Origin of the sequence: Dawidia cretensis (assembly GCF_018598175.1) — a bacterium.
Lineage (GTDB): Bacteria > Bacteroidota > Bacteroidia > Cytophagales > Cyclobacteriaceae > Ohtaekwangia > Ohtaekwangia cretensis.
The window spans coordinates 681,938-707,846 of sequence record NZ_JAHESE010000001.1 but is presented as its reverse complement, the minus strand read 5'-3'; the positions used below and the strand labels follow the sequence as shown (position 1 = coordinate 707,846).

25 protein-coding genes are annotated in these 25,909 nt (G+C 51.5%); 10 read left to right on the top strand and 15 right to left on the bottom strand.

The genetic code is table 11. The features are described 5' to 3' along the window. Positions 1-290: 290 nt before the first annotated feature. The 5 genes from KK062_RS03105 to KK062_RS03085 all read right to left on the bottom strand — a co-directional run bounded on the left by KK062_RS03105 (position 291) and on the right by KK062_RS03085 (position 8,379). Entirely contained in the window at positions 291-1,169 is an 879-nt protein-coding gene (locus tag KK062_RS03105) for a hypothetical protein (RefSeq protein ID WP_254082768.1), read from the bottom strand. 11 nt (positions 1,170-1,180) lie between these two features. Beyond that, positions 1,181-2,590, bottom strand: coding sequence for an RtcB family protein (locus KK062_RS03100; protein ID WP_254082767.1), 1,410 nt, complete (start codon positions 2,588-2,590; stop codon positions 1,181-1,183). Positions 2,591-2,920: 330 nt separating this feature from the next. Further along, positions 2,921-5,386, bottom strand: coding sequence for an ABC transporter permease (locus tag KK062_RS03095; protein WP_254082766.1), 2,466 nt, complete (start codon positions 5,384-5,386; stop codon positions 2,921-2,923). A 13-nt stretch (positions 5,387-5,399) separates the two neighbouring features. Next, positions 5,400-8,042, bottom strand: coding sequence for an ABC transporter permease (locus KK062_RS03090; RefSeq protein ID WP_254082765.1), 2,643 nt, complete (start codon positions 8,040-8,042; stop codon positions 5,400-5,402). Between the two features lie 4 nt (positions 8,043-8,046). Then, positions 8,047-8,379, bottom strand: coding sequence for a PadR family transcriptional regulator (locus KK062_RS03085; RefSeq protein WP_254082764.1), 333 nt, complete (start codon positions 8,377-8,379; stop codon positions 8,047-8,049). A 141-nt stretch (positions 8,380-8,520) separates the two neighbouring features. Between KK062_RS03085 and KK062_RS03080 the strand changes: the two genes are divergently transcribed. Next, positions 8,521-8,919 (top strand): OsmC family protein, encoded by a 399-nt coding sequence (locus KK062_RS03080; protein ID WP_254082763.1) that lies wholly within the window; start codon positions 8,521-8,523, stop codon positions 8,917-8,919. Here the strand turns inward: KK062_RS03080 and KK062_RS03075 are convergent. The 5 genes from KK062_RS03075 to KK062_RS03055 form a co-directional block, all read right to left on the bottom strand. Continuing rightward, complete coding sequence (locus tag KK062_RS03075; RefSeq protein ID WP_254082762.1) at positions 8,896-9,981, bottom strand: DNA polymerase beta superfamily protein; 1,086 nt, start codon at positions 9,979-9,981, stop codon at positions 8,896-8,898. The genes KK062_RS03080 and KK062_RS03075 overlap by 24 nt on opposite strands. Then, complete coding sequence (locus KK062_RS03070) at positions 9,978-10,730, bottom strand: nucleotidyltransferase domain-containing protein (RefSeq protein ID WP_254082761.1); 753 nt, start codon at positions 10,728-10,730, stop codon at positions 9,978-9,980. The genes KK062_RS03075 and KK062_RS03070 overlap by 4 nt, the downstream gene beginning before the upstream one ends. 141 nt (positions 10,731-10,871) lie before the next feature. After that, positions 10,872-11,975: an AAA family ATPase gene (locus KK062_RS03065; protein WP_254082760.1), complete on the bottom strand. Its 1,104-nt coding sequence runs from the start codon at positions 11,973-11,975 to the stop codon at positions 10,872-10,874. Between the two features lie 12 nt (positions 11,976-11,987). Then, on the bottom strand, positions 11,988-12,686 hold the full coding sequence (locus KK062_RS03060) for an RNA ligase family protein (protein ID WP_254082759.1): 699 nt from the start codon (positions 12,684-12,686) through the stop codon (positions 11,988-11,990). Positions 12,687-13,016: 330 nt separating this feature from the next. Beyond that, a complete protein-coding gene (locus tag KK062_RS03055; RefSeq protein WP_254082758.1) occupies positions 13,017-13,835 on the bottom strand; it encodes a helix-turn-helix transcriptional regulator in 819 nt (272 codons plus the stop codon). A 358-nt stretch (positions 13,836-14,193) separates the two neighbouring features. On the opposite strand from KK062_RS03055, the gene KK062_RS30885 reads away from it, so the two are divergent. Further along, entirely contained in the window at positions 14,194-16,353 is a 2,160-nt protein-coding gene (locus KK062_RS30885; RefSeq protein WP_254082757.1) for a PKD domain-containing protein, read from the top strand. 8 nt (positions 16,354-16,361) lie between these two features. Here the strand turns inward: KK062_RS30885 and KK062_RS03045 are convergent, their stop codons facing one another. Then, a complete protein-coding gene (locus tag KK062_RS03045) occupies positions 16,362-17,234 on the bottom strand; it encodes an alpha/beta fold hydrolase (RefSeq protein WP_254082756.1) in 873 nt (290 codons plus the stop codon). A 93-nt stretch (positions 17,235-17,327) separates the two neighbouring features. Here KK062_RS03045 and KK062_RS03040 point away from each other — a divergent pair, with 93 nt between their 5' ends. The 3 genes from KK062_RS03040 to KK062_RS03030 all read left to right on the top strand — a co-directional run bounded on the left by KK062_RS03040 (position 17,328) and on the right by KK062_RS03030 (position 19,287). Next, positions 17,328-18,182: a LysR family transcriptional regulator gene (locus KK062_RS03040; RefSeq protein WP_254082755.1), complete on the top strand. Its 855-nt coding sequence runs from the start codon at positions 17,328-17,330 to the stop codon at positions 18,180-18,182. Between the two features lie 50 nt (positions 18,183-18,232). Further along, positions 18,233-18,682: a DUF2188 domain-containing protein gene (locus tag KK062_RS03035; protein ID WP_254082754.1), complete on the top strand. Its 450-nt coding sequence runs from the start codon at positions 18,233-18,235 to the stop codon at positions 18,680-18,682. Positions 18,683-18,936: 254 nt separating this feature from the next. Continuing rightward, on the top strand, positions 18,937-19,287 hold the full coding sequence (locus tag KK062_RS03030; RefSeq protein ID WP_254082753.1) for a hypothetical protein: 351 nt from the start codon (positions 18,937-18,939) through the stop codon (positions 19,285-19,287). A gap of 52 nt (positions 19,288-19,339) precedes the next feature. Here the strand turns inward: KK062_RS03030 and KK062_RS03025 are convergent, their stop codons facing one another. After that, entirely contained in the window at positions 19,340-19,663 is a 324-nt protein-coding gene (locus tag KK062_RS03025; RefSeq protein WP_254082752.1) for an RNA polymerase alpha subunit C-terminal domain-containing protein, read from the bottom strand. Positions 19,664-19,669: 6 nt separating this feature from the next. Then, positions 19,670-20,098 (bottom strand): SRPBCC family protein, encoded by a 429-nt coding sequence (locus KK062_RS03020; RefSeq protein ID WP_254082751.1) that lies wholly within the window; start codon positions 20,096-20,098, stop codon positions 19,670-19,672. Between the two features lie 176 nt (positions 20,099-20,274). Here KK062_RS03020 and KK062_RS03015 point away from each other — a divergent pair, with 176 nt between their 5' ends. Beyond that, positions 20,275-21,354: a glycoside hydrolase family 88/105 protein gene (locus KK062_RS03015; RefSeq protein WP_254082750.1), complete on the top strand. Its 1,080-nt coding sequence runs from the start codon at positions 20,275-20,277 to the stop codon at positions 21,352-21,354. A gap of 8 nt (positions 21,355-21,362) precedes the next feature. Here the strand turns inward: KK062_RS03015 and KK062_RS03010 are convergent, their stop codons facing one another. Continuing rightward, entirely contained in the window at positions 21,363-21,830 is a 468-nt protein-coding gene (locus KK062_RS03010) for a GNAT family N-acetyltransferase (protein ID WP_254082749.1), read from the bottom strand. 148 nt (positions 21,831-21,978) lie between these two features. Between KK062_RS03010 and KK062_RS03005 the strand changes: the two genes are divergently transcribed. Continuing rightward, on the top strand, positions 21,979-22,557 hold the full coding sequence (locus KK062_RS03005; protein ID WP_254082748.1) for an O-methyltransferase: 579 nt from the start codon (positions 21,979-21,981) through the stop codon (positions 22,555-22,557). A 56-nt stretch (positions 22,558-22,613) separates the two neighbouring features. Here KK062_RS03005 and KK062_RS03000 read toward each other — a convergent pair whose 3' ends face one another. Continuing rightward, the gene (locus tag KK062_RS03000; RefSeq protein WP_254082747.1) at positions 22,614-22,949 is read right to left on the bottom strand and encodes a hypothetical protein; all 336 of its coding nucleotides are present in this window, start codon (positions 22,947-22,949) and stop codon (positions 22,614-22,616) included. Between the two features lie 402 nt (positions 22,950-23,351). Here KK062_RS03000 and KK062_RS02995 point away from each other — a divergent pair, with 402 nt between their 5' ends. The 3 genes from KK062_RS02995 (at position 23,352) to KK062_RS02985 (ending at position 25,744) form a co-directional block, all read left to right on the top strand. After that, positions 23,352-23,519: a hypothetical protein gene (locus KK062_RS02995; protein WP_254082746.1), complete on the top strand. Its 168-nt coding sequence runs from the start codon at positions 23,352-23,354 to the stop codon at positions 23,517-23,519. Positions 23,520-23,896: 377 nt separating this feature from the next. Then, positions 23,897-24,460 carry a hypothetical protein gene (locus KK062_RS02990; RefSeq protein WP_254082745.1) on the top strand — a complete coding sequence of 188 codons (564 nt, stop codon included), beginning with the start codon at positions 23,897-23,899 and terminating at the stop codon, positions 24,458-24,460. Positions 24,461-24,691: 231 nt separating this feature from the next. Further along, positions 24,692-25,744: a tetratricopeptide repeat protein gene (locus tag KK062_RS02985; RefSeq protein ID WP_254082744.1), complete on the top strand. Its 1,053-nt coding sequence runs from the start codon at positions 24,692-24,694 to the stop codon at positions 25,742-25,744. Positions 25,745-25,909 lie beyond the last annotated feature (165 nt).

Here is a 25,909-nt window from a genome sequence, read left to right as displayed (position 1 = left end):
GTGTCTGAAACGAATTTACGGAAAGGTGGGCAACTGGCAATCAATTGAATAATTTAAATTTAAGGGAAAAGATTTTTAGTAAGGGATGTTCAATAGCAATATAATACTTGAATATCTATTGGATAAAGCTTGATAAACTATTGGATATCTATTCTATATCCTGGAATTTGACAGACCGAATACCGGATTTTTCAGGGCTGATTCATAGACCTAACGGTTCAATTTGGAAAAATTACCTGGCGAGGGATGTTTTGGGGGGCGATGGTCAATCATTTATACGCGAATACATCCTAAAATGTCTTGCGACGCTGCGTTTGGTGGCAGCCCCGACTTCGTCGGGGCCTCGGCAGTCTGAGACGCACACAGTTGAAGGCATCAAAATGATCAAAATAAAAATCCCCAGGAGATTGGGGATTTTTATGCGTAATGCGAAAAGTTGGCTCCGGATAATATTCCGACAGGACGTCGGCGAAGGAGCGATTGAGAAATGGGCTGGCCCGCTTCGACAGACCAGTGTACCATTTATATACATTCCCATTCAATAGCTTCACCCAGCGGTCCTGACGGTTATCGAACGAGAAATAGCGATCCAAGTCGGCCTCCCGACGATCGAGGTCCACATTTCTTCTGCGGACCTTCGTGATCATATTGGGCTGGATGCGCAAGACAAACCGCCAGGGTTCTGTAAAGCGATAGACTATCCGCGAACAATGCTGTTGCCTACTGTATATCGTCTCTTCCGAAAAGCACGCCAATTCTTCCATCGTTAGTTTTATTCTCCGTAGTTCCCAGGACTCCAGCAGTCGCAGTGTCTGCTCACGTGGTGCATATACTTTCTTACCGTACCGTCTCCGTTTCACTAAAAAATCCTTCCGGTGGCTATATTGCCTGACGTTGATCTTTGCCAACAGTTTTTCATAAAAACCTGCCTGCTTCGTACGTTTTATATCGTCGCGTAGCACAAAGAAACGTACATAGCCTCGCTGTATCGGTGGATTTAATTCATCCCATCCCAAACTATAGCGTTTACGACTGACGGCGCCCCGCTCCCGACCTAACCGCAGCAGGTTTTTGTCGTATGCTTCCTTTGCTGCACGCTTCCGGCGTCGTTCGCTTCGCACGCGAAAGCGCCCGCGGTAATCTTCTATATCGTCTATTGTTATTTCCATTATTTTAAGATTTAGTCCCGGGCCATACGAACGACCCGGGGTTGAAATATACCTTCTACCTTTACCAGTGTAGCCTGGCTGCTCATGACCAGCTCGATGTCCTTGTAGGCGCCGGGCGCTTCTTCTGCGCTGCCTCCGATCAGCGTAACTTTCTCACGCTGTAACGTCTCTCGCAAGCTGCTCATTGTAATGGAGCTCTTGGCACGCTGGCGCGACAGCAACCGACCGGCGCCGTGCGCGGCCGAGTTGAGCGATGCTTCGTTGCCTTTGCCACTCACAACGTAGCCCGGTGTGGTCATGCTGCCGGGAATGATTCCCATCTCGCCGGGTGCCGCGGGCGTTGCGCCTTTGCGGTGGACGATGTAGGTCTCGCCGTCGTGCAGGGTTTCCTTCCATGCAAAGTTGTGATGGTTCTCCACGGTGTGCAGTGCCGACAGCCCGAGAGCCCGGCACAGGTTGGCGTGAATGCGATCGTGACAAGCTTGCGCATAGGTACCGGCCAGGTTCATCGACAGCCAATATTCCTGACCGGCATCGCTGTCGAGGTCGAGCCAGGCCAACGACCTGGCTTCGCGTGGCAGGCGGCAGCGGTCCATGGCAACGGCGGTATACGCTTGCGCAATGTTCGCGCCCAGGCTGCGGGAGCCCGAGTGCGACAGCAGCGCGCCGTATGTACCCGCCGGCAGTTGCAGACGGTTGCCTTCTTCGATTGTCAAGGTGCCGAACTCCACAAAGTGGTTCCCGGAGCCGGAACTACCCAGCTGGCGTACAGCCTTACCGTGCATCTTGCGCAGCAGCGCTGTAAGCTGAAAGTCCGGATGGTCGAGCACGGCATGGTCTTGCATCGTATCGAGCGCACCATCGTTGCCGAAGTGTGTTTCAGCGCCGAGGGCTTTCTTAAGCTCGTATACATGTCGATCGATATAGCTACCGGGTACGTCGAGGATGCTCAACGCCATGCGACAGCCAATGTCCATACCGACGCCGTACGGCATGACAGCCTGCTTGGTGGCCAGTACGCCGCCGATCGGCAAGCCATAGCCCTGATGGGCATCCGGCATGAGTGCACCCTTTACCGCTATCGGCAGCCGCATGGCCAATGCCATTTGCTGCACAGCGCTGAGCTCGATGTGTTTGCTGCCAAACATGTCGAAGTGCGCCGGTTCGTCGGCAAGAGTATAGGTATTAAACGGTTGTATTTCCGTCGCCTTGGCGACAAGCTTTAGCGCCAGGATGCTTAACGTACTGTGGCCGGTATAGTTACCGGGATTTTGCAGCACGTCAAGGATGAGATTCAACTTCTCTTCATTGGATGTATGCTTGAAGTGGCGGTTCATAATATTTAGCGCCAGGCTTCGTGTCACATCGGTTGGGAAGTCGATGACCGCGAGGTCTTTTATCGTTAATTTTTGTTTGCCCATAGGGATATGAGGCCAGGGCCTGCGCAAAGTGAGTGCCCATCCCGTTGTTACGAACAAGATAAGACAAACCTTTTCCGTTCGTGTACATTGCAAAAGCAACGCGCATACAAACGGGCAGGCTTACGGCCGATTTTTAAAATAATAATTTGTTAAAGGAAGAAAGCACGGCAGTATATGCCGGTAAGAGAGCTTACCGTTGCCGGTTTGGGGCGATATGTAATTTCAGGGCAAACATAATCCTCTATAATTATAGGGTGAAACAAGAGGTAATTGCCTGGCAAAGGTACGTCGACTTTTTTAATTGTACACACGACCGCGGAATAATTCTTTTTAATCATACCGCAACGAATGGCTGGGACTGGTGCGGGCGGTTCGCAGCGATTGCCCGGCTACCAACAGCAGCGTCGCGCTTATCAGAACTATTGCCGGTATAAGAAAAGCCGTCCACGTAAGCGGCACATGGTAGGCAAAACCTTTCAGCCAACGATGCATGATGCTATAGGCCACCGGAAGTGCCAGCATCATGGCCACGACCATCAGCATCAGGTATTGCCGGCCCAGCATCACGACGATGTCGACGGCGGAAGCGCCCAGTACTTTGCGTATGCCGATCTCGCGTGTGCGACGCAACGCCGAATAGGCTGATAAACCCAGTATACCCATACTGCAAACAATCGCGGATACAACGGCCAGGATGGTCATGAGCTTACCCGTGATGCGTTCGGTGCGGTATAGGTTGGCGATGGACTGGTCGAGAAAAGAGATGCGCAGCACATCGTCGGGAAATATGTTTTTCCAGGCAACGGTAATCGCTTCGAGTGTCGCCTCGGTGCGATCGGTCGACAGGCGAATGCCGGTTTGACTAAGGGCTGCCCGAAGCGGATAGATCGCAAGAGGCTCAATTTCATGCTGGAGGGATCGGTGATGGAAGTTTTGTACGACACCGACGATGGTCGCCGTCAGGCCGGCATTGTCCAATACGATTTGTTTTCCCAGGGCATCGTGGGGGTTCGTGATGTTTAGTTTTTGGAGCAGCGTTTCGTTGACCAGGGTTTCGGTGATGGAATCCTGTAGCACGATGTTACGACCTGCGACCAGTGGCAGTTTATAGGTTTCAATAAAGTGATCATCGCCCCAGCGGTCGCGCACGATGAATTCTTCCCACGTGGAACGGTTATCGTACTTTATAAAACCTCCGTCCAACGATGCGGCCAGTGGGCCCTGATGTTGCAGTGTAGCGCCCTCCACACCCGGTATAGAAAGTAAGGCATCGCGAAAAGCCTGTCGCCGGGAGAGGTCGGCTTTGGGTAAGCCTATCGTTACAACGGCATCGGCGGGCACGCCTGTACGGTCTTCTTGCAGAAGAAAGTGTAGTTGGTGCAGCATGACGACCGTCGCTATCATAAAAAGCAAGGCGACGGTGTATTGAAAGCAGATCAACGATTGCTGGAGCCATTGCTGTTTACCGGTCAGGGCGCCGGCTTTTCCGGCCAGGGCGCGGATAGGATTAAAGCCCGATAATACTACGGCAGGATAGTATCCTGCCAGGAATATAAGTGCCAGGCAGGAGAGCAGTATTGTGATGATCTTTCCTATGGATGCCAATTGCGTCAACGTCAGATCCACTTGCAGCCAAAGGCTAAAGAACGGCAACAGGATGTAGGCTGCGGTCAACGCCAAGCCCGCGGCGGCCACCACGACCATGGCTGTCTCCAGCATAAACTGAATGAACAACTGGCGTTTGCTGCCACCTAAATATTTACGTACACCGATCTCCTTTGCGCGCGACCCGGACTGAGCGATAGACAAATTGACATAGTTCATGCATACCAGTCCGGTCAATGCGAGCGCTACCGCTACCAGGGTCCATAATACCGGCTTGTTGACGACACCATCATAGCGGGTATCGAAGTGTATTTCAGCCAAAGGCTGCAAGCGGAATTGCCAATGGTGGAATTCGGCACCGAGGTGTTTTGCAACGAAGGTTGGTAGCTGGGCTTCGAGTGTAGAAGGCTGCTGCCCCGCTTTCAGTTTTATAAATGTCCACTTGCCAGAGCCGATCCACGTGTAGTTCTGATCCTGATACTGGGGGCTGAGTATTTTGAGTGTGGGCAGGGAAACCAACACATCAAAGTATAGATCAGAACGATCGTCGGAAGTGGCAAAGACGCCCGTCACCGTAAGGTCGATGCTGTGGTTGATGTTGAGCGTACGACCAACGACATCGGCACGGCCGAAGTATTTGAACGCCTGGCGTTGCGAGAGTACGACGCTTTTGGGCTGGGTCAGTGCCGTGTGTTTATTGCCCTGAACGAAGTCGTGATGGAATAGTTGGAGATAGGTGCTGTCGGCGTACGCCGCGATTCCGTCCTCCTGGTAATGGTCGCTGCCCGCCGCTGTGGTGACGGTAATGGTCGGCGCGGCATAGAACCGCATGCAAAAGGCCGCAGCCTCCACGGCATTATACGTCGACTGCAACGTGTGGCCCAGGGGCAGCGATGTGCCCTCTTCATGTTCTATGGGACCGGCGGGTGTTTGAATGTCCAGTACGACACGGTATAGGCGCTCGGCATCTTCATGATGCCGGTCGGTATCGAGGTGGCTGCTGACATACAGAAAGATCAGCCAGCTGCAGAGCATACCCAGGGCCAGCCCTGTGATATTCAGGAGTGTAAACCACTTGTAGCGGGCTTGCAGTCGTAGGGCAATCTTGAGATAATTCATAGCACCGATCAATATCGGTGCTTTTTTGATCGGATTCAACCCCTCCTGCACGATGATGGCGGAAAGTAGCACATTGCTTTCAATCTTATCGCTGCGTCAATGTATGTGCTGGGTTTTTCCACGAGGCTCTGACACAGGGATAGACTACCGCCACCAGCGTAATGCCGAGGAGCGCCAGCAGTGGTCCGACAAAGTCGCCTGCTCCCGGAGTGACGGCAAAAGCAAAGTTTTGTAGCCATTGCTGCATGGCGTAAAACGTGATGACGCTTCCCAACACCGCGCTGATCAACACTATACGCACATACTGCGCAGTAAGCCAGGCAATGATTTGCGCGGTACGTGCGCCAAAGACTTTGCGTACGGCAATCTCACGGGTGCGGTATTGGACATGGTGCGCCGCCAGGGCAAAGAGTCCCGCGCAGGCGATCATGATCGCAATGGCGGCAAAGGCCTGGACGACGGTTTCAAAGCGGTCGATCACAACATACTGTTTATCGTATGAAGTTTCAATAAACTCATATTCAAATGGCGCATCCGGAAACAGCGTGGCGAGCTCACGTTTCGCACCCGCTATTGCGGCCGCATCGTGACCCGGTTTTACCTGGAGTGTGACAAAGCCTCCGGGAGCCGGATTGTAACACAAGACTAAAGGCTCGACGATTGTTTGCAGATATTGATGATTGTAGTTCGAACATACACCCACGACTTCATACTCCTCGCGTCGCCAGCGTATGCGCTGGTGCAGGGCTTCGGCCGGCGTGGAGAATTTCAGAATGCTGAGCGCAGCTTCGTTGATTATGACAGCCTGCGTCTCGGTGGAGAATGTATCAGAGAAGGGACGGCCTGCCAGCAACCGGACATCGTACGTGCGGAAGAAGTCCTGGTCGACCAGCAGTTTAAAGACATTATTATCGTCTATCGAGGGACCGTCTATGCGTCGTACATACCCGGACTCATTCAGCTTCATTCCCGGCACGGCCGAGGCAAAAGATACCGAGCGGATGAAAGGATATGCCTGCAGGCGTTCTTTGTATGCCTGCACGTGGCCGGCGTATGCGGAATCTGTAGTGCCCGGGCTGCGTATCACAATGCGGTTGTCGAGGGCTACGCCCAGGTCGGCTTGTTTCATGAATCGCACCTGGCGGCCTACTATGACGGCGCTGGAGAATACCACAAATGCCACCACGAATTGGAAGTATACCAGGCCGGCTTTCATGCCGGTGCCTGGCGAGGAACGCACCAGCCTGGCGCCCAACGCTTGTATCGGTTGTGCCGAGACGATGAGCGCAGGATACAGTCCCGTTACAGCACAGCCCGCGACGATGCTAAGACCCGTGATCCAGGTATACTGCGTATCTTCCAGAAAGGGTAACGGCAAGTCAATACCCAGCCACGCTTCGACCGAGGGATGTATCAACAATAGCATCAACACGCTGAGTGCGATGCTGACCATGTGAATCACAACGGACTCCGCGAGAAATTGCACCACGAGATGCGCGCGGGTAGAACCTAAGATCTTTTTGATTCCGATCTCATTGGCACGCTCCAACGATCCCGACAGGAACATGTTGACATAGTTCACCCAGGCCATCGCGATGATGGCGTACGCAATGATGGTCAGGAACATGAGGTGCTGTGCGGAGATGCCCGCGGAAAGCTCTTCGCGCAAGCGGGAGTGCAGGTGTATTTCGCGGAGGGGCTGGAAGAAGATCGAAATGTGGTGGTCCTCGCCGTAGAGCTTGTGCAATAGTGGCTTGGTGTCGGCCGTGAGCAGGCTGACGCCCGCCTGCGGGGTGCAACGGACGTAGGTATAAAACTGACTCCAATATTTATTCTCGTCCAGTCTCGCGGACTGGATCGTGGCAAAGGAGATCAGGTAGTCGAAGCGGATGTGCGAGTGGGCGGGTACGTCTTGCAAAAGCGCCGTGACCGTATAGCGGGCGCGCTCACCATTATCGATTTCAAGTGTTTGGCCGATGATGTCGTTGGGCACGGCTGTGCCAAATATTTTGGTAGCGAAGGCCCGCGTTAATACAATGGCATGGGGCTCGGTGAGCGGACGGCGATCGCCATGTTGTATCGGGAACGAGAACAGTTGTAAGAAAGCGCTGTCGGCGAAAAAGCCGTTCTCAGCACTGGCGTTATAGCGGATGCGATCGTTGACGCGGCGTGTAATGGTGGTATAGGGCCTGACCGTGTTGACCGGTACAAAGCGCGTATAGGCTTCCACGCCGGATAGCTCTTCCTTTAAGAATGGCCCCATGGCCGGTACGTTTCCCGCATAGCGACTCGAGTTGTTTCCGGTATAATCGGTTTCGCCCCAATCGAAAGCAACGCGATAAAGGTCTTCGCCGCGTGTGTGGAAAGTATCATAGCTTCGCTCGAACACGATATACTGCATAATCAACAAAAAACTGACCAGGCCAACGGCCAGGCCGGCAATGTTTAGCAGGGAATAGCCCTTGCGTCGTGCCAGGTTACGCCAGGCGAGCTTTAAGAAGACCAGGTTCACAACTTCGTGGGCAACGTGGCTTTTCTTTTTCATGGTATAGGGGCGACAGGTTTGAAGGGCTTCGAGCAGATAGTGCCAACGAGCGTACCAAATGCCATGCGCCGTGGCACGTTGCTGGAACATTTCGTCGAGATCGCCTTCTATTTCTTCGAGAAAGTCGATGTTGACAAACCAGCGGAGCATCTTCTTAATAACGGTGGGCGGCGTGTGTTTCATGCGGTCAGATGGTTTTGAGTACGGCTTTTGGCAATAGCGACCACATTTGACTGCGCAGGGCCTGGGCGTCGCGCAGGGTCTGGAGGCCTTCGGCGGTGATCCGGAAAAGGCGCTTACGTTTTCCTCCCCGTACGTCGGAAGCGTCGCCAAAGCGCGATTGTAGAAATGCCTTTTCTTCAAGCCGGTGCAGTGCTGTATGGACCGCACCAATACTGATCACGCGACCGGTGTGCCGCTCGACCTCCGCCCGTACGCTGACGCCGTAGGCCTCGTCGTATAAGATTCCAACGGCCAGGAGGACGATCTCCTCAAATTCACCGAGATAAGTTCCTTTCATTCAATCCGGGTCAAAAATCTATGCTTCTATATAATTCATAAATGTAAATAATATTATTTCGGAACCTATAAGGTGCGCTTCTTTTTTCAAAAGGGGGTGCTGAGATCGATTTGTGTATATTCGTTGTAAGCCCAGCTTTTTATGAAAATCACCGCAAAACTCGAAAATCAATTTAACCATCAGACTGTGACCCTGGAGACCAATGGTGTTGCGCAAGAATTACCGATTCCTGCCAAGGTAGCTGGATTTGGATCCAGCGTGAATGGCGGTGAGTTGCTATGCCTGGCCCTGGCCACTTGTTTTTGCAATGATCTTTATCGGGAAGCGCACCGGCAGGCCCTCGTGATCCGCCGTGTGACGGTGGAAGCCTCTGCCGAGTTCGGCGCCGAGGGCCAGCCCGGGTATAATTTTCAGTATAAAGTTCATGTCGAGGGTGAGGCCACCGACGAGCAGATTGCCGTCCTCATCCGGCACACGGATACGGTCTCGGAGATACAGAATACGCTGCGACGGGGGTCACACGTGATGTTGATCGAGTGACTTCGTATAAAGCTCCTCCCGGATACCTATGAGCGCCTCTTCGGCACGCTGCACGTCCGGCATGTCTGGCAAGTCTGCCGTTTTGAAAAGATGATCTACGTGATGTACTTTTTCTTCGGCTTGTTTTAACAGGTCTTCATACAAAAACTCGCCCGCGCGAATGCGTAGCAACCACTCTCGATCTGGACGGCGTACATTCACACGGCCCTCTCGGGCAATTTCTTGGGCCATGTTTAGTATCCGGAATACGTGCATAATGTTCTTCGCGTCGTAGTTACGGCCATGGCTAAGGGTATTTTTGTAACGGGCTTCGTTGCGTGTACTCGCCCACTCCCAATATTGGCGGTATTCTTTACAGTATACCGAATATCCATCTTTATTAAAGTATACCGTTGCTGGAGGCTCCGGCCCCGCCGGTACAGAACTGAGTGATACCTCGTCGGCCGCCGGACTGGAGGTAATGCCCTGAAGTTTACGATCTGTTTGCGACTGATGAAACAATACATATACCTCACGCATGTGGTCCACGCGCACAAGGCCACAGTCTTCCTGTCGGTATTGTTTTTTTTTCAGCCATGCGACAAGCGGCAACGCTCCCTGACCTTCGAATACATAACAAAAGTCAAGAATGGTTTTGCGCACCTCCGCGACAGGGTTCAGGATCTTCTTATTAAGGCCCCGGGCTTTTTTAATCTGGGCGTACGCGTATTGCCCAAAAGTTTGGTTGCATAGCTTCGATAAAAATATTTCCGGGCGCAATTGTGCCAGTACAGGGTGACGATATAATATGCAGTCGTCCGGTGTGCTGAGCAGTTCCAGGATGTTAGGATTGTTCTTTACCAGGAGGTCGACGATCTTTCCGATCTCGTAGTACATAACATCATTGGTCTCATTGTTAATCTGGTCGATGTACTCCATTCCGTAATATGCACGACGAGGCAGTATAAAGATTCCCTTGATATCGGTATCAGAATGCGGCAGCGCCAGGCCGTACGCCTGGCTGCCGCTAACGCATTTTAACAAGAGATGCGTGGTATCATATTCTAATTCTTGTAAAGTCATACTACATATTTTCGAAAGAGTGTGTGCAAAGGCTCGCTGCCGGCGACAGGTTCTGTAGCCGGCGGCACCGCTTGCTTCAGAAACTTTACTTCCTCCAGCAGGTATTGGTTCAGCGCTGGTACCGGCACGATGGTATGGCCTTCACATGCCGTAGCTTTTTGGCGCAGCAGGTCGTCCACCATGTCGTTCAACGCCGCCGGCAATGATGCCCGCAGCTGCGAAAACACCATGGGTGGGACAGTACCCTGCTCGGCAATCCACCGGGCTGCCAGCAGGGGCCGGAGAGCATAAAAATACTTCTTAAGCCGCACTTCCGGTGCAGCTAGCTCGTATTCAACAACACCCTTGGCCATGCTGAGGTAGTGGTGCATCGCGGCCCGCGGCGAGAAGTACTGCGGCATAAGCTCTTTCATGTCGGCCACAAAGTCATCTTGCGCAGTGTATACCAGCGGCGATTGTAACCATTCATACAGGGACGCGTTCGCCTTGCGAAAAAGTCGTAATGCTTTTCGCAGCTCCCAGCCGCCGATGTCCAGCACAGCATCTATCGGCAGTCCCAGTACATCCGGCCGCTCGTCGATCGACAGATAGAAGTCCTTTTTATGCACATAGATAAACCGGGCATCGTAGTCGCTATCGGGCGACGCGAAACCCCACGCGCGGCTTCCCGACTCGCATGCCAGCAGGATCTTTACATCACATTGCTGCTCCAGGTCTTTCAGTTTGTCTAAAATAACGTCTTTCATCATTCTCACGCATGTCGTACGCGTTCCTTGCCCCAAAGGAAGTACGGGACTACGCACTCTTTTTGCGCAGGAGGTTTTTGCGTGAAATTTCTTTCATAAAAAGCCCCGAACAGATGTCCGAGGCGCGCTATTCCAGAAAAGATCCTATACGACATACGTTACCTCATGGGCTTCGTGCGGCGCGGGTACTTCCAGTTTTTGCAGCAGGTGCATCAATGCCTTTTGTGGCACGGCGTGCTCCCGGTTCTTGTTTTGGTGCAACCAGTCTTTGTAAGGCACCTCGATGTAGACCAACCGAACGCGTGCTTTGTACGTCGCAAAGAGGTCGATCCACTGAGTGCGTACCGAGCGGGTAATGTTGGTAGCATTCCAGGCAAAGGGCCGTCCCTGTCGCAAGTATTCCCGGGCTTGTTCTTTGGCCTGCTGTACCGCCCATCCCGTGGCGGCCGTGTCGTCGGGCTTTAGCTTGTGCTGGCGGCGAATGTTGTCCAGGCTGACCACGGGCAGGCCCGGATAGTGTTTCTTTAAGAAGGTATCTTTGCCCATGCCGGGTAAGCCCGACAACATCATTACCTCACTTTTCAGGTCGTCATACGGAATATAGTCCGGCGAACCATTCTCCTTTTGGAAGTAGGTAAACTGCGCCAGTCCATTGACAAAGCGTCGCGGTGTTTGCCAGCAGTGCTGTTCCTCGCAGAAAGCACTAAAAAGCTCAATGCGATCCAACAGGTCGCGCTGGTCTGTGCAGATGCGTCCGCGAGCGTCGGCTTCTGCTAATAGCGCCAGCAACGGCATCTGTACGCGCAAGGAAGCTTCCAACAGGGTCTTGATGGGATCGGGCTTCTCCAGAATCCACAAGGGCAGACCGTGATACCGTACCAGGGCCGCGACCTGTTCGCGTATGACAAACGGCGTGGATACCTGAGTATATAGTATCTCGCGGGCGGTGCGTTCGCCACGGCGTGCGTGACCCGGTGCGGTAATCCGATCGCCCTCCTGTTGCGTCGTGGAGCGCTTCTCCACGTCGTGCAACAATGCCGCCGCCCACAGGATTTGCTGTTGTTGTGGTGACAGCAACTGATATTGCGGCATTGCCTGCAAAGCTTCCAGTACCATACGTGTGTGGATCGCTACATCCCCTTCGGCATGGTGTATGGAGTCTTGCGGCACGTGCTGCATATCGGCCGCCCACGAGAACGTTTGTTCCAGGGTTGACCAGTCTCTATTTGTTGTTATTGACCATTCCATACAGTATTCTATTTAAGACCCGATCCGATACTCCCAGGCGAACGGAGCACGTCGCCAGTGGCGCGTCCAATGTTCGTCTGTTTTCACATGTCCTTTCCGGACGTATTTCCATACGTGGTGCGGGAAGTCGGCTACTGCATATTCGGCAGCGTTCCGGCTTACTACACCTTCGCATGTACAAGGGGCTTGGGTGTGGATGTCGCGGGAGTCCAGCAGACTGGGTCGTGACACCAGTTCCAGTACTTTTTGGCGGTATATCTCTTCTTTCGACGGCGTGACGATGCAAAGCTCCGGCACGATAGGAAAGTCAAACATGGCGGCGTAGAACTTTACTTCCTCCCAGCTCAGCCACGTGTCGAGTATACGTACCCCAAACACATAATAATGATGTTCCAGGCGCCTGTATTCGATCGAGTGCACAGCGTATAGATTCTCGCCAAAGATCTCCAGATCGCCCAGGTCATTCTTCAACAGCGCCCATCGTTCGCGTATTGCTTTCGTCCACGCGGAAGTTGTTGGCGCAGCGTGCGAGCGGGCAAAGACGCCATACCGGCTCAGGCAATTATTCTCGCCGTCCAGCTTCTCCGTATGCACAATGGCTTTTACTGTGCGTATATCTTCCCAATAGTGGTGACTGATGCGGTCGTCGCTTGTTGTGCCGGGCGAAAAAGGATAGTGATAGGTTCGCCCATATTTTCTTGATATCGTCATATGTACTTTCATTTGAGTAAAAAAACAGCATGGCTTTGCCGGACCGGCCGAATCCGTCGGCGGCAAATGCGAAAGGACAAAACAATCCCGGTCTCCGGGAAGGAGGCTTATATAGTCTGGCAATACAGAAAAGGAAATACCATTTCAGCTCCCGGGCGCGGGAGAGTTTTGTGAGGATATGGTATTAAAAGGCGAGCACGTTTATAGTCCCTCTTTTTTAAGGGTTGTACATGTATTACGATACAAAGGTATCTGTTATCGCGTAGAAACGAAACACCCCTGAAAAGGTTTTCAGGGGTGCGTTCTATTATTACAATAGTATCAATTCTATTAGAATAACCGGAATTTGTTTGCCAGTGATCCGGGAGCGGCGGCAATTTCTTTGGGGGTTTTGCCGCAGATGGCCTTGAAATCGCGGATGAAGTGAGATTGGTCATGGTAGCCTACTACCTCGGCAATGGAGGCGAGGCTGCTGGCTTCGTCTTTTTCATAGATATATTTCAGCGCGTGGTTAAACTTCACCAGCTTGATAAACTGTTTGGGTGCCATGCCGAAATGTTGCTGGAAGCGGGTGTGCAGGTGGCGGGTGGAATAACCGACGTGTTCGGCCAGCTCCTCTACCTTCAGGCGGTAACCGCCAGGGCTGGTGAGCTCCCGATAAATCTGCAAAAACTCGTTGTTGAAGGGATGATTGGTCAACTGCTGCTCCATGTAATTTTCGAAGAGTCCGAAGATCTCTTTATAGTTATCCCCGGCGCCGGCGATCAGGGATGAGACGGGAATGAGCACAGGGGGTTCGTCCTGGCGCTGGAACTGATTGAGGATGCTTATCAGGCTTTTGCCGAAAATAAGGTTGAAAAACACCGGATAGATGGAAGCACCGGCGATTTTAGCTTCGGTGTGGATGAACTTCATGGCGGTGTTGCAGTAGCCGACGTAAAAGCCGTTTTGCAACGGCGTGGGCTGCGTGTCATCCCCGAAGAAGGTTTCCATGGCTTTATCCGCCTCTATATAAAAGAACGAGGGAAGGCCATCGGGCAACAGATAATCGGTTACGGGGGTGTCGTTGTGGAATTCGAGTACGAAAAAATTTTTTACGACGGCGCCCAGTGATTCGCGTGGTGCGACCGTTTCAAATTTAAAGCTCATTACTATACACGTGTAAAATTCGGGGGCAAACTTACCATTCAGTCCGGACTAATCAACAAGGATTATGCCGGTTCATACAACCGGGTTTTACAGGGCGTCATTTGCGTTACCGCGCTGTACTTTTGTTCTATTTCGGTCTATTAACCTTCGTTCTATAGTATCTTCGGCTCACGTTATCCTGGTACCGCTTCGTACAGAAAGCGTTGGAAGCAAATGTAACTGTTCCGGTTACAAAGTTTTCAGCGGTCGTATGGAGTGGTCGGATATTTGCAGGGTCTTTTCGATAACGCCATTTCCATTTAAAAAATTGTCTATACCGCGTCGCCTCCTGATTATTTTGCTTACGCTTAGTGGACCCGTGGCATTTTCGCAACGGGAAGCCACCCATTGGGTATTTGGGGGGCTCGGTGGGCTGGACTTTTCTTGCTCGCCGCCGCAGGTAATAGCATCGCCGTTTAACGGCCTGGAGGGGGGCGCTACGATAAGCTCTGCCTCCGGCGAGTTGATCCTCAGCACAGACGGCAACACTGTCTGGGATCGTGAAGGACACATCATGCCCAACGGCAACGGCATTGGCGGGTATTGTAAAGGCTTCGGCGGGAGTCCCTCTTCCTCTCAAAGTGCGCTGGTTGTGCCACACCCGGGTGATGCCAATCTCTACTATATTTTTACGAGCGATTGTGACGAAGACGAATTTGCAGATGGCTTGCGATATTCGGTTGTAAATCTGTCTTTAAACAACGGTTTGGGCACGGTTACCGAGAAATATCAGCCATTGGCTGTACATACCGCAGAAAAAATTGCAGCGGTCCTTCATCCCAACGGGCACGATGTATGGGTGCTGACGCACGAAGTGGGAACGAATCGATTTCTTGCCTTTGCTGTTACCGGCGCCGGACTTAACACTACGCCGAAGGTATCTGCTACCGGGCAGGTACATGCCGGTGGCCGGGGTTATCTCAAATTTTCACCCAATGGCAAGCGGCTCGCCGCGGGCAGTTTTATCGAGATAGGAAACGACGGCATTGATACGGAGCTCTTTAAATTTGATGGCAATACAGGGGTAGTACAATCGGACTTCATCCTGAGCGATGACGTTGCGTATTCTCTTTCCTTTTCGCCCGACAGCAAACGGCTTTATACCAGCTGCGCCTGGGCATGCTATCCTGACAATGGTATCACGCAGTACAATCTGGAGGCTGGGACGCCGCAACAAATTATCGCGCAACGTTACCGCGTCCCTGATTCGGAATCGTTTGGGGCTTTGCAACTCGGCCCTGACGGCCGATTGTATTATCCCAGCGTAATCTACGACGACGCGTATGCTTATTACCTGGGGGTATTCGACGATCCCAATCAGACTGGATCCGCCAGCGCACATCATCACCGCTATATTAAACTTCCGTGTTGGATCACGAGCACCTACGGTTTACCTAACTTTATCGAATCCTATTTTCAAACATCTATCACAGGCAATCCAACTTGCAGCCCTACGGCCAGCTCCTGGATCGACTCTGTGGCGTTCGTCGCGCATACGGATTGCGCCAGCCTGGAGGTGGTTTTTGAAAACACCTCTCCTGCCAAAAATTATTCGCTCCCGGACTACTTCTTGCCCATGTCATGGACCTGGGATTTTGGCGATGGTATCACGCAAATGGTTATGTCTCAGGAAGGAGTAACACATACCTACGAACGACCCGGTATTTATCACCCTACCCTAACGTACTGGCAAATCGGCTGTAACGTAGACGTTGCGGAAAAAGAGGTCGCTGTTACGGGTAATCAAGCCGTAATCAGTGTTAATCAAGACTGTCACAGCCTGGAGGTCTCGTTTTCGGCCCGCTTGATACCGGATAGTCCCGATGCGACCTGGCACTGGGATTTTGGCGACACTACTTCCAGCCTGGAAAAAAATACTGTACACTCTTATTCAGCACCAGGAGACTATACCGTTACACTGTCAGCAGTTTCTCCTTCCTGCGGAACCTTTATCCGAACATTGTCTGTGCATATTTATAGTCCATTAGACCTGGAGACATCCTTTGTTGAGCTATGCCAGGGAGAAACTTTGCAGCTGCAGGTTCCGATTGATATTCCCGGCAACGTCCAGTGGAATTTTGGTTCCGAGGAACGCGCTGTGAGCCTGTCAGAAGCAGGAGAATATTGGGTTCGCATTATACAGAACGACTGCATCGCCGCCGACACGGTGACACTGGCCGTACGCGACTGCGCTGCCTGTCCTTATACTGCCCCAAACGTTATCACACCAAACGATGACGACAAAAACGACACTTTCGTTTTTCAAACCGAGTGTACGTTTTTGTCGTACCGCATGAATCTATACGATCGCTGGGGACATCGTATCTATACTACTACCTCGCCGGTGTGGGATGGTCGTATTCACAACGAAGTACCTGCCACGGGCGTCTATTATTATACAGTCGAGTTCACACACACAGGGGCGCACCAGAAAATACTTACAAAGCACGCGAAGGGCTGGTTGCAAGTTTTTCACTAGGGCTTTCGTTACAAAACCACCTTTCTCAGAAAGCTTATGATCTCCTGCCCGATCTCAGCATGGTGTGTTTCGAGCGCAAAATGACCTGTGTCGTAGAAATGCACCGTGGCGTTTGGGATGTCGCGTTTATACGCCGTGGCACCCGCAGGCAAAAAGAACGGATCTTTGTTGCCCCAGGTAGCCAGCAACGGCGGTTTTTTGTCACGGAAGTATTTTTGAAATACCGGATAGAGCGCTACGTTGTTTTTATAGTCTCCCATCAGGTCCAATTGAATATCTGCGTTGCCTGGGCGATCGAGAAAGTATTGGTCGAGTGTATAGGTATCCGGCGCGATCAACGATTTATGGTGGACACCTTCTTCATACTGAAAACGTGTTAGCTGTAGCGTTACAAATTGCCGCAGGGCTTCACGGTTGGCAGCCGTTGGGTCTTGCCAGTAGCGTTGTATGGGCGCCCAGCCTTCGCTCAGTCCCTCTTCATAGGCATTGCCATTTTGGGAAATGATGGCGGTGATCTTTTCGGGGTTTGCTACTGCCAGCCGGTAGCCTACCGGTGCCCCGTAATCAAAAACATAGATTGCAAACCGTTTCAGCTTGAGCGTATCGATAAAGACCTGCATCGTACGGGCCAGGTTGTCGAATGTATATTGGTATTGCTCGTGCGATGGCATGGCGGAATAGCCAAAGCCTGGCAAGTCCGGGGCGATGACACGATATTGGTCGCTTAAGGCAGGAATGAGATTGCGGAACATAAACGACGACGTCGGGAATCCGTGCAGTAACAGGACAACGGGTGCTTCGGGAGCTCCGGCTTCGCGGTAGAAGATGTTCAGGCCATCGGCCTGGGCCGTGCGGTAATGAATATGATTTTGTTGTTTCATAGAGCAATTGTGTTTTGCATGGCCAAAAGAAGTACTTTTAACCGATCTTTAGAAACGATTATAAATTATGGTAACTATCACTATTTATGATCTATGAATATCCACGATCTAAAACTGTTTGAAGCTGTCGTCTTTCATGGCAACTTTACCAAGGCGGCTGATGCGATGCATACCGTACAATCGAATGTGACGGCACGGATCAAAGCGTTGGAGGAAGCCTTTGACGCGCAGCTGTTATCGCGCAGCCCACGAAAAGTGAGTCTTACCACGGCGGGCGAGAAGCTGCTGTATTATAGCAAGCAAATCAATCATTTGCTGGAGGAAGCCCGTCAGGAGATACATTCCGCGGGACAGGTAGTGGGCGAGCTCAAGATCGGGTGTATTGAAACAACGCTGGCGTTGAAAATTCCGGGGATGATCAACCAGTTTGCAGCGGAGTATCCCGATGTGTTGTTGGAATTTAAGTCAGGCTTTCCCGGCGATCTGGCTCAGGATGTACTGCATTACAAGTTGGATGCGGCGTTTGTCACTGCGCCAATTGATATACCGGAGTTGGAAGAGCGGCACGTCAAGAAAGATAAGCTTGTATTGATTACGGCAGCGAATACAGACATTAAAACAGCGCTGGCCGCAAAGGCAGTGCGGGTTGTGGTGTTTGATCAGGGGTGTAGCTACCGGGCGCGGTTGGAGGCCTGGTTGAATGCCAAGGGTGTGAGCAGGTATACTTGTACCATTATGAATACGATGGAGGGCATTGTGAATTTTGTGGAAGCGGGCGTGGGGATCAGTGTGTTGCCGGAGGATTTGGTAACACAGTTTTACGGGCGGAGAAAGCTCAATACTTTTTCGTTGGGAAGAGGTTTGGATACATTGTCCACGGTGCTGATCTATCGGAAGGATGTGCCGCAGTCCGCGGCATTAAAGGCATTTGTGGATTTATATAAATAGTGGCTGGCATAGTTTTAGGCCTTTTCCGGCAACATTAAACTATTACGCATATGCCATGGAATAAAAAGAATTATCCACCGTCGATGAAGAATTTGCCGGCGGAAGTGCGCAATAAGGCCGTTGAAATTGCCAATGCTCTGCTTGCGGGAACTGATATGCCAGAAGGTATTGCGATTGCTACAGCAACGAGTCGTGCCAAGGACTGGGCGGCTAATCGAGGGAAAGAGACAGAAAGCCTCTCGCCCGAATCGCGTTCGACGGATGTAAAGCATCACGGAGAAGATCGGTATGTGATTCCATATCACGGTGACCAGTGGGCTGTCAAAAAAGAAGGTGCCGCGAAAGCTGAGAAAGTTTTTGATAAAAAGACTGATGCGGTGGATTTGGGACGACAAGAAGCGAAGGAAGCAAACGCCGCACTGACGGTGCGGAAGAAAACCGGTAAGCTGCAGAAGCGTACCTCCTACAATCCCAACAAGCGGGGACGCAAGCAATCATAATTGGTCCAAAAAAACCGATCCGAGCCACCCTTCAAGAAGTCTACGTATTCTTTGTGGAAAAAACATGCCGTTTAATGTTTCGTTCCTGGGGTATTGTATTGGTACAAACTGTGGATCGTTGAGGATAAATGCCACGCTGATTTTGTCCACGGATGGCCTCAATTGAGCGATTAGCCCGGTATTTGCGAAGGGCACAATATTTAAAAGATATGCATCGGAAATTTATCATCGATAAGAAACTAAAAAAGACAGTCATGAAAAAGGTAATGTTTGGATTTTGCTTACTGCTCGGGAGTGCAGTAGCTACGTACGCACAGGACACTACTTCTACTTCGAAGAGCAGTGATCAGTACCGCACCGCACAACAAGACAAACAACAAAAAGACGAGTACACCGATAAGGAAGTAATCGCCACCAGCGACCTGCCGCAGCGTGTTCGCGAACAAATCCAAGGTCAGGATTACTCTGGCTGGACGGTAAGCAAAGCCTATCGTAAAACAAAAGAAGGCAAGACGATGTACGCCGTTGAGCTGATGCAAGGCAGCGACAAGAAGATGGTGAAATTCGATGCCCAGGGCAACAAGCTGAAAGAAAAGAACAAGTAATTAGGGGCTAGCGCATAGTTTAGTCGCTATGTGTATAAAAAAGGTGCATCGGTTATCGGTGCACCTTTTTTATTGGCTGGCTTTCTTTGGCTGCGAACGTGAGCCCTGCATCGGCCAGTACTTTTCGCAGCTTGGGTATACTGGCCGGCCCCATGCCGTGTAACGCCAGGACGTGGGCTTCACTTTTTTTAGCCAGTTGCTGGAGGGTATTGATTCCAGCACCTGCCAGCGCACGTTGTGCCGGTGCGCTCAAGCCTGCCATAAATCCTTCCGTAGGCTTTTCTTCCTGGGCACAGACCGGGCATGTAGGGCAGTCGCTGCTCTTATAGTAGCGGTGCCCTTTCTCGCATATCCGCAGGCTCTTGAGCGAACGCATTTTTGATTATTGGGCTTCGGTATATTTCGCGAAGTTGTCGAGGATGGCTTGCCAACCAGCGCGCTGCATGTCAATGGGGTTTTGCGTCTCGGCTTCAAATGTTTCTACTACGCGCGTATTCTGACCTTCGGGGGTGAATTCTACCTTTACGGTACGACCGTCACCAATGGTATAGGCGATCAGCTTATTTGGCTCCACGGTGGTATACACGCCACCAAAGTCAAAACTCATGCTTCCGTCTTTGGCCGCCATGGTGGTTTTAAAGGTACCATCTTTGCGCAGATCGTTGTCCGCGTAGGGTACATGCCAATCGTCTGAAGCGAATGCCCATTTGGTAATATGCGTGGGTTCATTCCAGCAAGCCCATACTTTGTCTACGGGTGCCTTTACGATGGCTTCTACGGTGATGGCGGTGGCTTTGCTTTCTGTTGTCATTGTATTTTGTGTTTAAGGTTGTTGATGCATATTGATGGGACAAACCTATTACAATTTTTGCAGATGCGGGTGGGCAAAAAATGACAACCTTCGGGGTGTTCTGTGACAAGCGGATGATACGTTGCTTATTATGATGAACGGTTGGAAACTCATTCGCAAAATGTGTAGGTTAGGTTATGCAAAGATCTACCGCCTGTTACGCTTTTATCTCGCTGTTGTTCCTCTCCGTTGTCGCGCAGGGGCAGCAAAAGTCGTCCGATGTGACCAAGCCCTTCATTACCAATGTCATGAAACGCGTATGCGACTGGCAACTGGCCAACCCGGTCTCTTTTAACGCGAAGAACGAAAACGACTGGGCACGCGCTGCTTTTTATACCGGCGTCATTGCTACCTATCAAACCACCGGCGACACCCGCTACCGCGACGCCGCCACCGCATGGGCCGAGTCGTTTCATTGGAAGCTCGCACAACGGTTCCGCCATGCCGATGATCATGCGAGGGGACAGACATACCTGGCCCTCTATGCTGAGAAGAAAGACCCCGCCATGATCGCCGACATTCGCCAGACATTTGACTCCCTCATACTCGATCCCAGGCCTGGACGCGAGGACTGGTGGTGGTGCGATGCTTTGTTTATGGCGCCGCCGGTACTGTCGCGCCTGGCTGCGGTAACGGGCGAGCGCACGTACCGCGACTATTTAAACACGATGTTTTGGGATTCGCACGCCTTTCTATACGATAAAGAAGAGCATCTCTTTTATCGCGACAAGAGTTTTTTTGATAAGAAAACGCCGCGCGGTAAAAAGACCTTTTGGGCACGGGGTAATGGTTGGGTGATGGCCGGCACGGTGCGCGTGTTGCAATACCTGCCGAAAGACGATCCCCGCTATAACGACTACGTCAACTTGCTGCGCGAGATGGCTGCCGCGGTAAAGAAGATTCAATCGAAGGACGGTTTGTGGCGTCCGAGCCTGTTGGATGAAGAAGAAGTGCCGCATCCGGAAACGAGCGGCTCGGCGTTCTTCTGTTATGCGTTGACCTGGGGGATTAATAATGATGTGTTGCCGGCGAAGGACTATTTGCCGGTCGTGAAGAAAGCCTGGACGGGATTAAATCAGTATGTAACAGGCGAGGGAAAATTGCAGTGGGTACAGCCTATTGGCGCCTCGCCGGATAAAGTGACGATCGACAACTACCAGGAGTACGGTTCCGGCGCATTTTTGCTGGCCGGGAGTGAGTTGTATAAACTAAAATAGGTTTTAGGCTAAGTCGCCGGCTTGCGCATGGTGACGAGGTGCTTGATGAAGCCCGCTTTTTCATAGGCTTTTATGGCTGGTGTATTTTCATAATACACATCCAATTGCATTTCCGTGATTCCTTGTTTGACGGACCATTGTTGTAGCGCTTCGAGCACGGCGTTGGCGATGCCCTTACCGCGATGCTGGGGGACGACATACATGAAGCCGACGTAGGCATGGTACTGGTGTTTTAGATAAGGTCTGCCGCGTTCGATGCGGGTGTAGCCGCTGCCTACAATCTCGTCACCCAACATTGCTACGATTAATTCGATGTGTGTCGCCGTGATCATTCCTTCCAGGTCATAATAGTGTAACGGGTCGGGACCGAGCGTGGGATCAAAGGGGCGCTCAGCAAGGATCACGCCCTGTTCGAACACGCGGAGCGTCGGGAGGTCGTCGGGCGTTGCGGTACGTATAGTGAGTTGTGGTATCATAGGGGCCGAAGTTATATTATACGTCTAAATATAGTTTTCGTTGTACGTGATATCACAGAAAATTGTATGTTTGGTATGTGCTCCTCTCCTGTAAATAGCAAGCGATCGTTAGCACACGCGAAGCGCGGCGTGTATATACCTTCTATTTATGAACGAAACAATACAACAGTCTTTGCCGGCAGCGTATCTTGCCATCGATGAGGCCACGAAGGCCTCCGGGTTTGCCATGGCTTCGGATATACTAACCTGCTCGCTGCTGCGCACGCTGGCGGCATCGAAGCCAGGCGGCAAGTTTCTGGAGCTGGGTACCGGTACGGGTCTTTCAACCTCCTGGATATTAGATGGCATGAATGCTGATTCGACGCTGGTATCGATCGATCATGATGCGAATTTTTTGACGATTGCCGACAAGTTCCTGGGAATCGATCCCCGCTTGAAGCTTGTTACCACGGACGGGGAGCAATGGGTGAAGAGTCATTTGGAGGAGCGATATGATTATGTGTTTGCCGATACCTGGCATGGGAAGTATTTGTTACTGGAGGAAGTGCTGGCCATGGTAAAACCGGGTGGGCTCTATATTATCGATGATATGTTGCCGCAGGCGAATTGGCCGGAGGGGCATGATCAGAAGGCTATACGGCTTGTGGCGGAATTAGAGGAACGAAAAGATTTTGTGGTAACGAAGCAGGCTTGGGCTTCGGGGATTCTAATTGCCGTTAGAAAATGATACGCGACAGGTTATTGTCGAACTATATTTCAACCATACGCCAAAGCTTCTGCATCCTATAGATGACTGCAGGAGACGGCGGTGACGGTCATGGATTCGAGGGCGATGGCGACGGTGGGGGTGTTAGAGGACCAGAGAGCGTCAGGCATCACGATGAACATGGTTCGTTTACCCTCGTGGGAGGTGAGGCGGATGTGGCATTCGTCGAGGAATTGCTCGCAGTTCTTTTTGTTGTAGAGCGCGGCGACGTCGTCGAGGGTCATGCCGGGTTCGATGGATTCACATTTGCCATGATAACACAATACGCGGCGTTGATAGGCAACGGTTTTCAGGCCCACATACAGTACAGCGCATGCGCCGACGCAAGCCAGGATAATTTTAAGCATCTTCATGACGGTGGGTTATTTAAATTTATGCACAGTAACGAAACCAACGTGTCAAAAACAGGGGGGGGAATTGATTGGGCCAGAATTACGATCATGAAGATAGTAACTTTCACATACGAAGCAAAGACCGATCGTGCTAACGGCCGAAAGTTGGGATGTTTACGTCCACTAATATTTCCCCAATCCTTACACCTTTTATGTGCAAGAATGTACGTACGGATGTGTTTAACTTTAAGGATAAAGTGATGATACTCCTCAAAAACCTCGAAAATCTCTAAAAACTAATCAGTGATGAGTGGAAAAGCTCGATAGTATATACCTGAAAAATGAGGTTAAAAATAGATTGAGGATCTTGTGTAGAAAAGAAGCAGTTTAACCTTAAATTCATACCTCCAAAACATCACGATAATGGAAACAGTGATCTACACCGAAGCGCTGAAATACCAGTTGGCCATGGTGCGCGAGACTGCCAACGAGCTTGCCAAAGAAGAGCCTTCTAAGTCGGTGGAGCAGTTGCTGGCCGAGATCAGGTTTGTGAAAGAACTGTTAGACGAGGCTTGCCAGTTTGTCGACTGATGTACGCCGTGCGCAGTTGCCCCCAATAGCTTCCGCCCGCTTTATACGTTGCCGTCCCACGGCTGGCCTGACCGCATTATGCCGGTCAAAAGGTTTCGATAAACGCATTCCATACACTATGCCCACCGCACAACCCCTGTTGGAGAGGCTGTGCGATTGCACTTTACAGGCTTACTCTTATAACATGCAACGCTAAGCACACGGGCACGAAGCTGGTGTGAACCGTACACGCACAACTGTTGCGCTGTGGGCCTGAATGGATTGTAGCGCAACTTTCATTCCGATTTGTTGCGATTCGTTCAATAACCCTACATGGAAACGGAGGCAGCCCAAACGCTCAATATCTTTGAGGTTTAAACACGTACAAAATCCTCTGTATGAAAACGTTTGCAACTCTTGCCTTATCATTCACCCTGCTCTCTGCGCTGTCAGCGCAAAGCCTGAATCCCAACTGGAAAAAAGAGCTGAATACTTCGTTGGAAGAGTTTAAGGGCTGTGCCCCAAACAACACCGGTACGCCTACCAACTGTACCAAACTGCAAGGAGAGACGCTAAATACGGTATATAAAGTAAACGACTTTTTCTCGCCAAAGGCCGGCCGTTATATGACGGTGAACGAGGTTGCGGGCTTCCTGAAACAAAACGGCAGCTGGACGGCACTCGGTCCTGCTTACCTGCAAGAGACGCTGACACAAGCGCAGCAGGCTGCGAATGAAAACAAAGCTGTGGTGGCTATATATCAAAACGCTTCGGCGGTCGGTCACGTCGCGCTGGTCCTGCCGGGTGCGCTGGAGCCGTCGGGCTCCTGGGGTTTGAATGTGCCCAATACGGCATCTTTTTTCCTGCCGGAACCGGGTCGTTCGTTTGTAGCCAAAGGGCTGTCGTTTGCCTTTACGAAGATTATGTTGAAGGATATTACCTTCTATGTGCGTAAATATTAAGCACCCTCTTCATTTTTTAATTCAAAAACACTTTATCTGGGCCTCCTTTTAGCCCATCTATAGCCGGCAGCCGCCGGGGTTTCTTTTTATAGTCTGCCATAATTATCTTTATTATAGCCGTGACTTCCCGCCTTAGCCGACATTATGCCGTCGACACCGGCAGGGTCGTCAGCCGAAAGCGTTGCCCGACCGTCATGAGCCGGTGCGGACGATCACCTAAACCTAACAGCTATGCGCAAACCGCTCACAGTTCTTTTCCTGCTAATCTCCTGGCAAGGAGCGCAGGCATGCTTGAATGAATACGGTGCCGTAAATCTCGCGGGACGCGACCTCGCCGGGACCGATATCGCCCAGACGTATCCATTTGCCGAGCCGCCCTACTTCCGGTCATTCAACCGGGTCTTTTCCGAAAACTTTGTCGCGTCACACGATCTACCCTCAGTCCCCGCCGACGACTATAAAACACGTTCGGACATAGCCTTCCACCTGACACGGCTAGGGCGCTACCGGGAGTCGCTCGCCATTCTACAGGACCTTGTGAAACATTATCCGCACGAGTATAACATCCTTTCGAACCTCGGCACAGTATACGAGCTAAACAATATGCCCGACCTGGCATTGCGTGTACTACGCGCTACCAACAAACGCTTTCCGGATGGGCACCATGGCAGTGAGTGGGTTCACCTCAAGGTATTGGAGGCGAAATTACGCGTACGCAATGATCCGCACTGGCTGGAGCAGAATCGTGTACTTGACCTCGGCATTACAGAAGCTTCTCCCGACACGTCACAGCGATTTATGGCGAATATGAAAAAGCTGTGGGACGCCACCTATCAGTTACACGAGCGCCTTCCTTTTACCCGGACACCCGATCCAATCCTGGCCAATATTATCAACGAGTTGGGAGATGCCATTGCGATTGAGTATTCCATGCTGGAGGCTTATAAGTTCTATTATATGGGATTGCAATATGATACCAGCGATATCTATGGCATGCAGGCAAAACAACAGGCGCTTATTGAGGCCATGAAAAAGGGAAATATACCTGTGCCGACAGCCAATGAATTGAATCGGTTCTTCCCGCGAGCAGATAGCATTCCGTTGATTCGTGATCATGACACGCAGTATAGCTCTTCTGAGAAACAAATGGAGCGGGTGTTGGCGTATCAGGAGGAAGAATACGATCGGCGGAATCCGTTTCCGTGGAATTGGGTGGGGGCTGCGGTGGTGTTGGTTGCGGGGTATCTTTATATTAGGCGGATTAGGCCGGCGCCGGAGCGGTGACGTATATTTTTAGCGAGATTGAACGGCCGTGGCGCGGGGCGTCATTGCCGTTTCTTTTTTTGTTGTGCACATAGCGGCTTATCCCAAGCCTCGCCAGTCTAAACTGGCAGCAGAGATAGTCACCCCGACAGAGTCGGGACGCCAGACACGTGGGGACTCTTGCCA